Annotated in this window: 13 protein-coding genes; 9 read left to right on the top strand and 4 right to left on the bottom strand. The window is 62.9% G+C overall.

Annotated elements, in window-relative coordinates:
• Positions 1–57: 57 nt before the first annotated feature.
• Genes Pan44_RS15480 through Pan44_RS15465 form a run of 4 tightly spaced genes read left to right on the top strand, consistent with a single transcriptional unit; the run spans position 58 to position 3,487 of the window.
• Positions 58–1,512, top strand: coding sequence for an AAA family ATPase (locus tag Pan44_RS15480; protein ID WP_261342586.1), 1,455 nt, complete (start codon positions 58–60; stop codon positions 1,510–1,512).
• The gene (locus tag Pan44_RS15475; RefSeq protein ID WP_145030920.1) at positions 1,505–2,479 is read left to right on the top strand and encodes a metallophosphoesterase; all 975 of its coding nucleotides are present in this window, start codon (positions 1,505–1,507) and stop codon (positions 2,477–2,479) included. The genes Pan44_RS15480 and Pan44_RS15475 overlap by 8 nt, the downstream gene beginning before the upstream one ends.
• Entirely contained in the window at positions 2,463–2,789 is a 327-nt protein-coding gene (locus tag Pan44_RS15470) for a hypothetical protein (RefSeq protein ID WP_145030919.1), read from the top strand. The genes Pan44_RS15475 and Pan44_RS15470 overlap by 17 nt, the downstream gene beginning before the upstream one ends.
• Entirely contained in the window at positions 2,786–3,487 is a 702-nt protein-coding gene (locus Pan44_RS15465; protein WP_145030918.1) for a DNA repair protein, read from the top strand. The genes Pan44_RS15470 and Pan44_RS15465 overlap by 4 nt, the downstream gene beginning before the upstream one ends.
• A 17-nt stretch (positions 3,488–3,504) precedes the next feature.
• Here Pan44_RS15465 and Pan44_RS15460 read toward each other — a convergent pair whose 3' ends face one another.
• Positions 3,505–3,933, bottom strand: coding sequence for a hypothetical protein (locus Pan44_RS15460; protein WP_145030917.1), 429 nt, complete (start codon positions 3,931–3,933; stop codon positions 3,505–3,507).
• Between the two features lie 61 nt (positions 3,934–3,994).
• Here Pan44_RS15460 and Pan44_RS15455 point away from each other — a divergent pair, with 61 nt between their 5' ends.
• The 3 genes from Pan44_RS15455 to Pan44_RS15445 all read left to right on the top strand — a co-directional run bounded on the left by Pan44_RS15455 (position 3,995) and on the right by Pan44_RS15445 (position 5,701).
• Positions 3,995–4,246, top strand: a complete 252-nt coding sequence (locus tag Pan44_RS15455) for a hypothetical protein (protein WP_145030916.1) — start codon at positions 3,995–3,997, stop codon at positions 4,244–4,246.
• 39 nt (positions 4,247–4,285) lie between these two features.
• Positions 4,286–4,678, top strand: coding sequence for a Dabb family protein (locus tag Pan44_RS15450; protein ID WP_145030915.1), 393 nt, complete (start codon positions 4,286–4,288; stop codon positions 4,676–4,678).
• A 171-nt stretch (positions 4,679–4,849) separates the two neighbouring features.
• Complete coding sequence (locus Pan44_RS15445; RefSeq protein WP_145030914.1) at positions 4,850–5,701, top strand: 3-keto-disaccharide hydrolase; 852 nt, start codon at positions 4,850–4,852, stop codon at positions 5,699–5,701.
• A gap of 22 nt (positions 5,702–5,723) precedes the next feature.
• Here the strand turns inward: Pan44_RS15445 and Pan44_RS15440 are convergent, their stop codons facing one another.
• From Pan44_RS15440 to Pan44_RS15430, 3 genes are read right to left on the bottom strand one after another with little or no spacing between them, the layout of a single operon-like run.
• The gene (locus Pan44_RS15440) at positions 5,724–7,001 is read right to left on the bottom strand and encodes a vitamin K epoxide reductase family protein (RefSeq protein ID WP_145030913.1); all 1,278 of its coding nucleotides are present in this window, start codon (positions 6,999–7,001) and stop codon (positions 5,724–5,726) included.
• Positions 6,998–9,466: a ComEC/Rec2 family competence protein gene (locus tag Pan44_RS15435; RefSeq protein WP_197453353.1), complete on the bottom strand. Its 2,469-nt coding sequence runs from the start codon at positions 9,464–9,466 to the stop codon at positions 6,998–7,000. The genes Pan44_RS15440 and Pan44_RS15435 overlap by 4 nt, the downstream gene beginning before the upstream one ends.
• Before the next feature lie 50 nt (positions 9,467–9,516).
• On the bottom strand, positions 9,517–11,262 hold the full coding sequence (locus tag Pan44_RS15430) for an RDD family protein (RefSeq protein ID WP_145030911.1): 1,746 nt from the start codon (positions 11,260–11,262) through the stop codon (positions 9,517–9,519).
• 344 nt (positions 11,263–11,606) lie between these two features.
• On the opposite strand from Pan44_RS15430, the gene aroF reads away from it, so the two are divergent.
• Together aroF and Pan44_RS15420 are read left to right on the top strand one after the other, a co-directional pair.
• The gene (gene aroF / locus Pan44_RS15425) at positions 11,607–12,635 is read left to right on the top strand and encodes a 3-deoxy-7-phosphoheptulonate synthase (protein WP_145030910.1); all 1,029 of its coding nucleotides are present in this window, start codon (positions 11,607–11,609) and stop codon (positions 12,633–12,635) included.
• 184 nt (positions 12,636–12,819) lie between these two features.
• Positions 12,820–13,293 (top strand): ferritin-like domain-containing protein, encoded by a 474-nt coding sequence (locus Pan44_RS15420; RefSeq protein ID WP_145030909.1) that lies wholly within the window; start codon positions 12,820–12,822, stop codon positions 13,291–13,293.
• Positions 13,294–13,342: the final 49 nt, after the last annotated feature.

The raw sequence follows: 13,342 nt of genomic DNA, 5'->3' as shown, positions 1-13,342 counted from the left end.
GACTGCGCGGGGAAGGACTATTGGCTCCGCATTTCCGCATGGAACGATGACCGGCCTGTGATCACGAGGATTGAGCTTCACAATTTCATGTCGCATCGGAAGACGGTGATCGAACCGTCTCCCGGGCTGACAGTGCTGGTCGGTCCGAACAACTGCGGCAAGAGCGCGCTGGTCGCGGCGCTGCAGATTCTCTGCCACAACGAGAATTCGACTTACGTGAAGCGTCACGGCACGAAGGAGTGTGCGGTTGTCGTTCACACGTCGGAAGGACACGTGATCGAATGGCGGCGGAAGACGTCGCCGCGGTACCTGATCAACGGCACCGAGCACAGTCGGCTCGGAAATGCGGGGATTCCTGCTGAGCTCCACCCCCTGCTCCGGCTTCCGGTTGTCGCCGACGATGCGGACGACAGCTTCGACGTCCATTTCGGCAGCCAGAAATCGCCGATCTTCCTGCTCAACAGCAAGGCCGGCGCCGCGGCCAAATTCTTCGCCTCGTCCTCTGACGCCATCCGCCTGCTCGAAATGCAGCAGCGTCACAAAGAGAAGGTGACTGAAGGACGGCGACAGCATCAGAGGCTGGAGGCCGATGCGGCCATCGTGTCCGCAGAGCTCAAGGTTCTCGAGGCGACGGTTCCGGTCGATGTCGAACTGTCCGGCCTCGAGACGGAGTTCGCGAGGCTGAACGGGATCCAATCGGAGATCGAGGCCCTGACGCGTTCCGAGTTCGAACTCGTCGATCGACTCGAGCAGGCCAACCGATACAAAGTTGAACGCGACGCGTTGAGCCGATTGACGACTCCCCCGGTACTTGAAGATGAGGCGCCGCTGGAGCGTTCGAGCGAGCAGATCGAAGCCGCGCTGCAATCGACCGCGAGGTTGCAGGCAGAATGCCGGAGCCTTGGCGAATTGCAGACGCCGCCACAACTGGCCGATGAGGCCGGCATTGACCGACTCGCGGAGCAACTGGATGCCACTGCGCGGCAGATCGACGTCCTGGCCCGGCAACGCGCGGCCCTGGAAGGGCTTGCTTCGCCGCCGGTCCTGGAGGACGCGATCGCCCTGGAGGCGACTGTCCGCCAGATCGAACAGGCCGCGATCCGAGTGGATTCGACCGCGGCGCGCTGCCATGGCCTCAATCCGCTGACGCCACCGCCGGAACTGCACAGCGTCGACGAGTTGGAGCGTCGGCTGGCCCAGATCGACGAGCAGCGAGGCCGGGTGGAGGCGCAGGAAGAGAACCTGGTCGCCACCACCGGGCTCGTTCCCCTGCCTCCGCTGGAAAATGAGTCGGAACTCGACGTGACTGTCGATCAGCTCACGACCTTGCTGCGGCAGGCAGCCGATCTGGCGGAAACGTGCATTGAGGCGCAGGCGCAACTGTCGGCTGTTGCGACGGAGTTGCGTCATGCGGCCCAGGGAGAGACGTGTCCAACGTGCGGGCAGGCGTTCGATGCGGACCGGCTCCTGGAGGCCACGGTCGGCGGGCTGGGAGGACACGCCCATGGGTAAGGGCCCCTATGCCGGCCTGCTCCTGATCGGTGATCCGCACCTGGAAGGACGCATCCCGGGGTTCCGGAAGGATGACTATCCGAACGCCATCCTTCAAAAACTGACGTGGGCGCTCGACTATGCCGAGGAGCACCATCTGCTTCCGGCGATCCTGGGAGACCTGTTCGACAAGCCGCGCGACAACCCGAACTGGCTGCTGGTCAGCCTGCTGGGGATTCTGCAGGGGCGAAATGTCCTCAGCCTCTATGGCAACCACGACGTCCACTACAACCCGGAGCTAACCGAGCACGATTCGTTGCAGCTTCTTGTGCAGGCAGGCGTGTTGACTCTCGTCGCCGCCGACTCGCCGTGGCAGGGGGTCATGAATGGACGGGCGGTTGTCGTCGGCGGCTCGTCCTATCGGCATGCCATCCCGGAGCGTTTCGTCGCTCCCGCCGCGACGATCGGCTCCGGCACGCCGGGAACAGGGCCGTTCGTCGTCTGGCTGACTCATCACGACATACTGTGCCCAGGATATGACGACGGCCGAATCAAGCCTGTCGAGATTGAAGGGGTCGATCTGCTCGTGAACGGGCACATCCACCGCCGGCTGGAGCCTGTGGCATGCGGCCGGACGACGTGGATCACTCCGGGAAACATCAGCCGACGATCACGGAGCGACGCTTCGCGGCTGCATGTGCCGTCGGTCCTGAGAATCGATGTGCGCGCGGAGGGCCATGAACTGAGTTATGTCACCGTTCCGCACCTGCCGTTTGACGACGTGTTTCATGAAGGAATTACCGAAACGGTCGTGGACGACCGGCCTTCCGCATTTGTGGAGGGACTGGCCCAGCTGCAGGCGCGGCGGACGGCCGGCGGGGCCGGATTGATTGCCTTCCTCGACCAGAATCTGAACCAGTTTGAACCTGAGGTGGCGGCCGAGATCCGCCGTCTTGCCAGTGAGGTCACCAGTGAAACGAGCGTCTGACAAGACCGGCGAAAGCCGGCAGTCCATTGAAGTGCTCCAGCAGCGATATCAGTCGCTCGACAGGCGCCGCATTCAGGCCGAAACCAACCTGGAGAACGCCCGGAAAGAACTCGAGCGGCTGCAACGCGAAGCGCGAGAGAAATACGGGACCGACGACATTGCACAGCTTCGCAGCAAACTCGAGCAGATGAAGTCGGACAACGAGGACAAGCGCCGCAGCTACCAGTCGGACCTCGATCGGATCGAAAGCGAGCTGACCGACATCGAAACACGATACGAGCGGGCCGGGTCGCCCGGTGAGCCGTCATGAATTCGCTGTTTGCCTCGAGCGAGTCGGAGTCGGCCGAACCTGGTCCGTTCCGTGCGCCGGCGGAAGCCCGCCGGCGGCTCGACCGGCTGCAGGATCGTCGTGACGAACGGGTGAAGAAGTCGATCGACCTGAACGCAAAGTTCCAGGCGATCGACAGCTACCTGGCGATCGCTGACAACGTATCCGCGGCGCTCAAGTCTCTCAGCGACCAGCTGTTCCAGCAGACACTCGACGTCGTGCAGGAAAAGCTGACGATTGCGCTGCAGGAGATTCTCGAGCAGCCGATCCAGTTCCAGGCGCGGGCCGATTTCAAGCGCGGCGCGGCGATCGTGGAGTTTGCGATTCTCCGCGATGGTCAGGAAGAAGACATCATGCGGGGCCAGGGAGGCTCCGTCGCGAACGTGCTCAGCGTCGGCCTGAGGATGTTTGCACTCACCGCCCTCGATCCGCAGCGACACCGCGGCTTTCTCGTTCTCGACGAGCAGGACTGCTGGCTGCGCCCGGAGCTGGTTCCGCGGCTCGTGAAGATGGTGCACGACGCGGCCCGGGCACTCGGATTTCAGGTGTTGATGATCAGCCATCATGACGTGGCCCTGTTCGACCAGTACGCGGACAAGATCTACGAGTTCAAGCCTGAGCCGGACGGAGCTGTGAACGTGGAAGAGCGGGTCACAAGAGCAGCGGTCGTCGACGCCTAGCCGCCAACTTCCCCCGGCTATCTTCGCCGAACCCGAATGTTTCCGGGATGCACGTCTCCTAGAAACACTCCAAATCTTTCGAACTCAGCCATCACCGATTTCACGAGCGGCCAGTCGTCTTCGAATTGATCTTCTTTGTCGCGCTCCCACTCTTCCAAGACTTCAGCAGGAAACTCCGAAGGGACATCAAGCTTCGCCCCCGCGAAATCGAGAACGAATGGAGGAGCGACAATCTCCATCTCTACGGCCCGCAGCAGATCGTCAAAATCCACAAGGCGTGGGACGCCAAACCCGAGCACTTCGGACACCCGGCATGCTCGCAATCGGAGGTAGACGTCGCGTTCGCGCGCGTAGTGTTGCTCGCTTTTGAAGACTTTGATGGCAGTGTTTGCCTGGGTACGATATACAGCGCCCTCCCAGCCGTAACCGAGTCGTTCGGCAAGCACGAGACCGCGACTCTCGGCATAGCGCCGAAGTCTCGCTTCAGCATCAGGATGATACGACTCTATGCTTCAGCCCTCTTCGAGCGCCGACATTTATTCCGCGGATGTTCGAATCGACCTTGTCGTCGGGCAACAGACGCTTTCAGCCGCGAAGGTCGGTCCTGACCATATCGTGCTGCGAGAGGGAGTGGAACTCGACCCGTGCGACGGGGTGCTGGTCGTTCAAGTCGATGGCAGCGTTTCACACACGCCTGTTCGACTTCCATTCGGCGCCATGCCATTCGATCGCGATGTCCTTGTCGAGCAGCGGAAGTAGGAGCTATCGCTTCAACGAGATCTTGGGTATGAGGCAACAATGAACAGATCGGTCCCACTCACATTGGTTGTCACTCTCGTCGTGGCCTTCGGAATACTCCAGATGTCGACGGCTGCTCCTGATACTCCCGGGCTCCTTCGCCACGTGGTCCTCTTCAAGTTCAAGACGGACGCTCCGAAGGAGAAGGTGCAGGAAGTCGTCGATGCGTTCGCCAGGCTGCCCCAGCAGATCGATGCGATCAAGGACTTCGAGGCGGGGACCGACAACAGCCCCGAGATGAAATCCAAGGGATTCACCCACTGCTTCGTCGTCACGTTCGCCAATGAAAAAGGGAGGGAAGTGTATCTTCCGCATCCCGCCCACCAGGCGTTCGTGAAGATCGTCGGGCCCGTGCTGGACGATGTGCTCGTCGTCGACTACTGGACGAAGTGATCGTCGCCTGCGAGCTGAAGGGGGCGGATCGATTTCAGATTGTCTCCGAGACGCTCCCGAGCGTGCCGGGGGTGTCCATTTCTTGATGAGAGTCAACCATGACGCGCCGGCGGCCGGGGCATTGAACCCTGCGGCGGGCCCGTCATTCCTCAGGGACAGGATTTGGAACTTATGCTTCTTCGATGTCTGCTGCTGACTGCATTTGCGATGTGCCCTGCCCTGACGCAGGCCCAGGAGATCGGATCGTTCGAACGCCCGGTCGTTCCCACGCAAACGATCGAACTGCTGAACGGCAAGGATCTGAACGGGTTCTATACATGGCTGACGGACGGCGGCCATGAAGACCCGCGGCAGGTGTTCACCGTTCAGCCCGACGGAACCCTGCGGATCTCGGGAGACGGATTCGGCGGCCTGATCACGCGGCAGAGCTACTCGAAGTACCACCTCGTCATGGAGTACCGCTGGGGAACCGTGACCTGGGCGCCGCGCAAGGAAAAGGCCCGCGACGGCGGCCTGCTCCTGCACGCCTACGGCCCGGACGGCGGGTTCGGTGGAACCAAGGACAAACCGGGCCCGTGGATGACGTCGATCGAGTTCCAGATCATTGAAGGGGGCGTCGGCGACATCCTTGTCCTGCAGGGGCTCGATGAGAAAGGAAACCGGCTCGAGGCGGCCTGCACCGCGGAAGTGCAGAAAGACCGCGATGGGGAGAACTGCTGGAAGGCAGGCGGCGACAAGCAGCGCTTCACGAAGGGACGCATCAACTGGTTCGGCCGCGACCCGGACTGGAAAGACACGGTCGGATTCCGCGGGAAGGACGACCCGGACAGCCCGGGTCAGGAATGGACGCGTCTGGACTGCTACGCGACCGGCGATTCGCTCACTTACCTCGTGAACGGCACGCTGGTGAACCGGGTCACTGAAGTGACTCCCAACCGGGGAAAAATCCTGCTGCAGACGGAAGGGGCGGAGATGTTCGTCCGCAAGTTCGAACTGCGTCCGCTGCCGGAGAAGCTTCCCTGATCCATCCCGGGCCGATTCAAGATCATCGTGGGGTTGATTCAGGAGCAGGCGCTTGCGGGAACCCAAACTCTCTGGCGAGAAGTTCCCTCAGTTCCTGCTCCGAATCGGTTCTTCCGGCGATCCCCGCTGATCCGGGCGACAGGATGACCGGCAGAACCTTTCCTCCCGAGGCGTGAAACGCGTGGACTCCCACGGCGATCGTGGAGTCGAGGGACGCGTGGGCGAGCGCTTCCGCGATCTCCAATTCGCCATAGAGCGCGCTGGCATGATCGTGGGCCTCGCGGGCTGATCGCGGCGTCTCGGGTTCGAACAGCCACGCGTCGAATGCAGGCCAATCGGCCGGTTTGACTCTCCAGACCGCCAGCGACAGCTTCGCGAGGCGGCACGCGTCCCGAAAGCGGTCTTCGGTTTCCTCGACGGCGGGGTTGCACTCGGAATTGAGCGGCGCGGGGACGAACAGCACGCGCCAGGCGTCGCCAGCGGAAAGCTGCAGGCGACGGATGGTGTTGTGAGCCTCGCGGCAGTGGGGACAGCAATAGTCGAACATCAGGACGAGCCGCTGTTTCGCATCGGGCCTGCCGATTGCCGGCAGTCCCGCCTGCTGCAGCGAGACGGTTCCCTCCCTGAGGGCGAGCGTCAAAGCGCCCCCTGATTCTTCAAACGTCGATTCGATGCGCGCGACGTCGGGAGCCCGGGCTGTGAAGTGTTGAACACCGACAAAGAGCATGGTCAGGCCAACGCCGGCCATGACGCTTCCGGCCGCTGAGGCGCGACGTCCCGGCATTGGCGGTGGAGCAGGTTCGGTCTCAAAAGGGTCGCTTCGCTGGCCTGAGACAGGATTGACCGTGGGGCTGCGGACCGTCTGCCGCCGCGCGACGACCATCGCCGCCAGCGACGCAGCGATTCCGAGCGTGTGGTCGAGCATGCACCAGGGACAGATCGCCTGAATGATGACGACCTGCAGCAGGCCGAAATAGATGGCTGAGGACAGGACGGCCGCTGCAAGCGCAGTGACGATCCGGACATGTCGCGGGCCGGCGTTCCAGCTGAGGAGGGCCATCGTCAGATACATCACGACCGCGAAGAATCCCACGGGGATCCCTGCGACATTCGACCACCGGCTCTGAAGGACGTTTGCGCAGCCGGAGCCAGCCCCGCAGCCCCAGGGAGTGCCGCGGGCCTGCATCGACATGATCCCCAGATAGCCGGCCACGAGGGCCGCGGCGATCGACAGCGCAACGGCAGCGACGCGCCATCTGGCGAGAGGGGAATTGCTGGAGGTGGAGGCAGCGGAAGTCATGGCAGGTTTCCGCGGGTGGTCGCCAGTTCGATTTCTCCATTGCGGCGAATCGTCGCCGTGACGGTTCCGTGGCTGGCGGACGTCAGGATGCGGTCGGCATCGGCATACACGTTCTTGAGATGTGGCAGCACAGTGTCGTCGCGATTGCAGGCTACCACGTAACGCGGCAGGGCCCAGCGCGCGAGATCGGTCGTATTCGACATCCGTCCGCCATGATGAGGCGCCTGGAAGACATCGATCCGCCCGGGTGGATGCGTCTCCAACAGGGCCCGGACACCAGACTTCTCGACATCTCCCGTCACCAGGACGGTGCGGCCGGCGAAGCGCGCACGGAGCACGATGCTGTGTGCGTTGTCGAGCCTGTCACGAAAACCGCCCGATGGGTGCAGGACGTCCAGCGTGCACTCCCCTCTCAACATCATCGCATCTCCGGCCTGAATGATTCGCAGCGGCAGTTGCTCCCCGACGACCGTCTCACACAGCCGGGAGACGCTCCGCTGAGTCATGTCGGGGAAGGCCTGGGAAACATAGACGACGCCGACCGGGAAACGCTGCAGCAGGGAGGCGGCCGCGTTGTAGTGGTCTGCGTCGGCGTGGGACAGGATCAAGGCGTCGAGTCCGGTGATGCGTCGTGTCTCGAGGGCCCTCTGGATGGTTTCTCCTGCAGCATCGCCCCGCCCGAAGGAGCCAGCGTCGAAGAGCGCCGTCTGGCCTCCGGGAAATTCGAACAGGACGGCACCGCCGTGCCCCACGTCGAGGAAGCTCACGACCAGGTCCGCGGCTGTGCGCGGCCTGACGGCCAACCCGAGCATCACGACGACTGCGATTCCCAACGAGAGCCAGAGGCGTCGCTTCCAGAGCGTCCGGGGAACCACGATGGCGGCAAACAAGAGCCCATAGAAGACGGCGAGTTGCCAGGCCGCGGGGCCGGGTGTCGGGACGTTCGCGAAGGGAGTGTGCGCAGCTCCGTGCACGACGAACATGAGCACGCGCAGGCAGAAGTCGTAGGCGGTTGCCGGGATCCACGCGAGCGAGGGCGCCAGCAGGCCGACTCCGAGCGTGGCGAACCCTGCAGTCAGCAGCGGGCCGGAAAACGGCACGAGGATCACGTTGACGAGGAACCCGATTGGAGCAAACAGGTGAAACCACGCGAGCGTGAGAGGAAGCGTGAACAGCCAGATGGCCGCAGTGACGACGTAGCCCTCTGCGGACTTGTCGCGCATCCATTTCCAGGCGCGATACCAATGCGTCGATTCTGGAGCCAGCGGGTCTGGCGAGTGACTGCGTCTCCACGCAGCGATCAGTTTCGTGCTCCACAGGATGGCGCCGACGGCCAGAAATGAGAGCTGGGCTCCCAGATCGAACAGATCTCCCGGATTCCAGAGAAGCAGGAGGAACGCCGTCCCCGCGAGAAGGTTGGGGCCCGAGACCTGCCTCGCCCCAGCAAGAGCGAGGACGGCCAGGCAACCGAGCACCACGGAGCGGAGAACCGGGGGCCGGAGATCCGTGACGAGCGCATAGCCCCACAATGTCGAGACGACGATCAGGACAGTCCAAGTTGATGAGGTGCCCGACAGCCGGCAGACCGCGAGCACGAGTCCGGCCAGAATGGCGACGTGAAGCCCCGAGATCGCCAGCAGGTGCATCGTTCCGCTGTCGATAAACGCGTCCCGGATTTCGTTCGTCAGGCCCGCGCGCGTGCCGAGCAGGAGCGAAGTTCCGACCGCCCGGACGTCCGGGCCGAGGTTCTGGGTGAGAACCTGTTCGCTTCGGCTGCGGAGGCTGTGCCTTACGCGGGAAAGCCGATGCCTGAGCGTCACGGCGGAACCGAGCCTGACGACGCCTTCCGGATGCCCGACGACGATTGCCCGGTCGATCCCCTGCGATTTCAGCCACAAACGGAGGTCGAACCCTTCCGGGTCACGCGGCTCGCCGGGAATGCGTATGTGACCGAGGACTTCGATCCTATCGCCGATCTCGATGGGCGGAAGGTGGCCACTGACATCGACGCGGACGAGGCCGGAAGTGGGAACGATCTGATTCCCCACCAGTCGTTCGGCGCGCAGATTGAAGGAGGATCTGTCGACCCACATCCAGGCCGGGGTGTCGGGCGATTCCTCGGACCTGCGAACATCCACGGGCGACTCGACGACGCCGACCAGCCGGACAGGCGTGTCATCCACGAGGTCGATCCGGGAAAGATCCTCAGGCCCGCGGAGCGTCCAGACCTGATGATGTCGCAGGGCGCCGAGGGTGGCGAGTGCCGCGACGAGACAAAGCGTCCCGGGCCATTTCGAGCGCCAGAGTGTGACGGCCGCAATGGTCGATAGCAGCGCCAGCAGAAAGAGGCCGACAGGGGGAAACGAGAAATGTCGGTCGACGACAATGCCGACGGCGAACGCAGCCGCGGCGGGAAGCAGCGGCGACCGATCCGGAAATCTCGGGGGCCGGGTCGAACGAGCCAATCTCGACGTCGCAGGAACGTCGTGACTGGTGACGGCGCCGGCCGGCCGGGTCATTTATCTCCAACCCACACGACTTCGGACTTGGAGAAGAGGTCCTGGAAGGCCTTCTTCTTCGGGTGGAAGGCGCACATGAGGAACCCGAGTCCTCCGAGGAGTCCGGAGATCATCGTGCCGAACCATCGGACCGTTGCCTGCTGCAGCGTCAGCTGGCGTCCCTTGGAGGTCTGCACCTGCAGTCCGAACGCTTCCTTGACGGTCGTCGCCTTGATGGCCCCAGACTCGGAGACGGCGAAGTACATCCAGTAGGTGTAGACGCCATACGCGACGTAGAGAATCATCTGGAGCATCGCGGCTTCGCTGCGGAACATCTTGGTGAGGACCACTGCGGCGAAGATCAGGCCGCCGACCATGACGGCGCGTTTGTCACGCATGACGAGCACCGGCGCCAGCGGGACGAGCAGGATGTCTCCCCAGAAGGCCAGAAAACGGACCCAGAAGGTGGCCGGCGTGCTCTTGGGCATGTCGTTCATGATGCCCAGCTTCGGCTGGAAGTAGTGGGCCAGCAGCGCATTTGCCCGGATCATGTACAGGGCCGGAAACGCCGACAGGTAGGCCAGCGGCGCGATAAAGCAGAAGCCCATGACGAGTTCGACGACCAGCCGGATCAGGATGAAGACCAGCGATTCCTGGTTTGCCTGTTCTCCGATGATCCCGAGCGCCTTCTCAGTCGTCCAGATGGCGGCCTGATCGATGTAGGTGTTCGAGAAGGGGTTCATCCCGCCGCCGTACATCTGAATGGCAAACAACATGGCGAAGACGGGCCCCATGATGACCGCCGCCTGGATCAGCCAGTAAAAGCAGCCGGCCGCGGCGCGACTGAAGGACACCAGGAGCTCCCAGAGGATCCAGGCCTTGTAGGTATAGCGGGCGGTCATGTGGATCGTGGCGATCGGGAACATCAGGAACGGCAGCGCGATCAGCACGCCTGCCAGGATCCTGAACGTCGCCTCCGGCACGGAATCTGGCGACAGCAGGTAGATCGCGCCGAGCCCCATCCAGGCCGGCAGGAAGACGATAAATGGCCAGATGACGCCTCGCAGTCCGATCGACACGTTCGCAAAGAAGTCGAAGTGAATCCGGTCGGTATTCACCTTCTCGCGGAACAGCTCGGCCTGGATCAGGCGGATGGCCAGCGACCAGTACCAGCCGGGGATGCCGAGTGCGGAGATGGCCGTCATGGCGGCCCAGAAGGTGATTGTGGGCCCGCGGGTGCAGTAGTCCTTGGCCATGAACAGGCAGATACCGAAGATCATTCCGAACTGTGTCCAGAATGTTCCGGTTCGGATCGCAAGGGCCTTGTAGTCGATGACGAACCTGGCCGGGTCGGACCAGGCCTTGGCCCAGTATTCCTTGATGTCGGGGCCGCGACGGGAACGCCTCCGGGCTTCCTTTCTGTCCATTTTTCCGGTTGCGGTATCCATTCCGCAGCTGGGACAGACGCTGGAAGCATCCTCGCCGGAGGGCATCGGTTCGGCGCAGAACGGGCAGATTTTCTCATCCGCCTCGAGCTGTTTCAGGTTCAGATTGACGAACAGCTCCCCCGACGGTTTTTCGTCGACGGAGCCTTCGGCCTCTTTCTTCTGGCGTGCGGTTTTGGAGACGCCGGCTTTGGCGGCGTCTCCTCCGGGGAGCTTGATTTTCTCGCCACACGCGGGGCACTTCACCGTTTTGCCGCGCATCGAGTCCGGGACGCTCAGAGACTTTTCACAGCCGCCGCAGCGGACTTTGATCGGCATAACGTACCCCGGTCACCCGGGCCTTCCTGCTCGTCTCGGTGAAGTGGTGTCGACCGGGTTCAGAGAGAGCCGCTCGCGGCGTCGAGGGGCTGAAAACCCTGCGCCAGGTCATGCGGGACGCCCGGCGAACCCAGTTCAGGCCACTTTACCAATTGTCCGATCCATTGCACGTACGTTCCGCCCGTCCGGCGGCGCCCCGGAAACGGTTCCGCGCCAAGTTTGAGGCCTGTTCCCTTTTCGACTCTCCCCGCGTCCGCCAGAATTCCAGATTCCCGACCGCCGGCCCAGGTCCGTTGCGGTTCTCAAGCCCACCGCCGCCCGACGCGGCACCATGAGTTCCTCGAATGATCATTGTCCTCAAGCCCGATTTCAGCGAATCCCAGCTCCAGCACATCTGTGAAAAAGTTCAGGAGATGGGCTTCAAGTACGAGATCAGCCGGGGTCTCAAGCGCACTCTTGTCGGCGTGATCGGTGAGGAAGACCGCCTGCGGAATGCTCCGCTCCGGGCCATTCCGGGGGTTGAGGACGTGATGTCGATCCTGAAGCCGTTCAAGCTGGCCAGCCGCGAGTTCAAGGCTGAAGACTCCGTCTTCGATCTGGGCCGCGGAGTGAAGGTCGGCGGGGGCAACCTGATGCTGATCGCCGGCCCGTGCGCGATCGAAGGAGAAGAAATCCTTCTCGAGATCGGCAAGGCCGTCCGGGCGGCGGGGGCCAACGTGCTGCGAGGTGGTGCGTTCAAGCCGCGCACGAGCCCATACAGCTTCCAGGGGATGGGCGAAGAAGGCCTGAAGATCCTCCGCCGCGTCGGGGACGAGCTCAAGATGCCGGTCGTGACGGAAGTCATGGATCCGCGGCAGGTCGAGCTTGTCGCCAAGTACACCGATATCTTCCAGATTGGCGCCCGCAACATGCAGAACTTCAACCTGCTGGCGGAAGTCGGCAAGGTGAAGCAGCCGGTGCTACTCAAGCGCGGCATGAGCGCGAGCGTCGAAGACCTGCTGATGTCGGCCGAGTACATCCTCGCCAGCGGCAACCCGCGGGTGATCCTGTGCGAACGAGGAATCCGCAGCTTTGACAAGTCGACGCGGAACCTGCTCGACCTGGCCATCATCCCGAACGCCAAGGGCCTGACCCACCTGCCGATCATCGCGGACCCCAGCCACGCGACAGGCCGGCCCGACCTGATCCCCGCCATGTCGTACGCCTCAATCGCTGCGGGCGCTGACGGCGTGCATATCGAAGTGCACAGCTGTCCCGAGAAAGCGATGAGCGATGGACCGCAGGCTCTGCTCCCGCCGCAGTACGCCGAGGTGGTGAAGAAGATGCATCAGCTCGCAGAGGTGATGGGCAAGACGATCCCGCAGGCCGTCTGACAACTTGATCGAGAGTCAGTAGGACACCAATGAAGAAGGACGCCCGGGAACGGGCGTCCTTTTTTTGATTCAGTGATGAGCAGCGGGGTGGCCAGGAGCGAGGGCGATCGCCCCCCTATTCGAGCTGCATTCGACAGTCACAATCAGGACTGTGACCGAATTCTTCCATGTCGCTGAGCCAACCATGCCTGAAAAGAACTCTCTCCCCTCGCGCGAACAACTCATTCAGCTCCTGAACGAAGATCTCGCCCGTGAATACCAGGCGATCGTCGCCTATGTCGTGTACTCGCAGGCCATCAAAGGCGCGAAGTACATGGCCATCGCCGACGAACTGAAGGTGCATGCGGGCGAAGAACTCCAGCATGCCCTCACCATCGCCAGCCAGATCGACTATCTCGGCGGAATGCCGACCGCAACGATGAAGCCGGTGAAGCTCTCCGACAAGGCCGAAGACATGCTTCGCTTCGACCTCGACAACGAGAATGAAACGATCCGGCATTATCGCGAGCGGGTCCGCCAGTGTGAGGCACTCGGGGAATATGCGATTGCCGAGAACATCCGCAGCATTCTGGTCCAGGAGCAGGAACACCAGGCCGATCTCGCGACGGCGCTGGGCGTCGATGTTCCCGACGTCAGCAAGCCCGAAGAACGGGCCTAGTTCGCGGCGCGCATTCCAGGGGCACGGGCGGTCTGCCTGTGCCCCTTCC

This window comes from Caulifigura coniformis, from assembly GCF_007745175.1.
In the GTDB taxonomy this organism is placed as follows: Bacteria; Planctomycetota; Planctomycetia; order Planctomycetales; family Planctomycetaceae; genus Caulifigura; species Caulifigura coniformis.
Note: the sequence above shows the minus strand (reverse complement) of the source record. Positions and strands in the feature narration are given on the sequence as shown.

Excerpts from the sequence above, each read along its gene's own strand:
- Pan44_RS15455 (WP_145030916.1), top strand. The coding sequence starts at position 3,995 with ATGCTTCAGCCCTCTTCGAGCGCCGACATTTATTCCGCGGATGTTCGA.
- Pan44_RS15465 (WP_145030918.1), top strand. The coding sequence starts at position 2,786 with ATGAATTCGCTGTTTGCCTCGAGCGAGTCGGAGTCGGCCGAACCTGGT.
- Pan44_RS15440 (WP_145030913.1), bottom strand. The coding sequence starts at position 7,001 with ATGACTTCCGCTGCCTCCACCTCCAGCAATTCCCCTCTCGCCAGATGG.
- Pan44_RS15450 (WP_145030915.1), top strand. The coding sequence starts at position 4,286 with ATGAACAGATCGGTCCCACTCACATTGGTTGTCACTCTCGTCGTGGCC.
- Pan44_RS15475 (WP_145030920.1), top strand. The coding sequence starts at position 1,505 with ATGGGTAAGGGCCCCTATGCCGGCCTGCTCCTGATCGGTGATCCGCAC.
- aroF (WP_145030910.1), top strand. The coding sequence starts at position 11,607 with ATGATCATTGTCCTCAAGCCCGATTTCAGCGAATCCCAGCTCCAGCAC.
- Pan44_RS15430 (WP_145030911.1), bottom strand. The coding sequence starts at position 11,262 with ATGCCGATCAAAGTCCGCTGCGGCGGCTGTGAAAAGTCTCTGAGCGTC.
- Pan44_RS15445 (WP_145030914.1), top strand. The coding sequence starts at position 4,850 with ATGCTTCTTCGATGTCTGCTGCTGACTGCATTTGCGATGTGCCCTGCC.
- Pan44_RS15420 (WP_145030909.1), top strand. The coding sequence starts at position 12,820 with ATGCCTGAAAAGAACTCTCTCCCCTCGCGCGAACAACTCATTCAGCTC.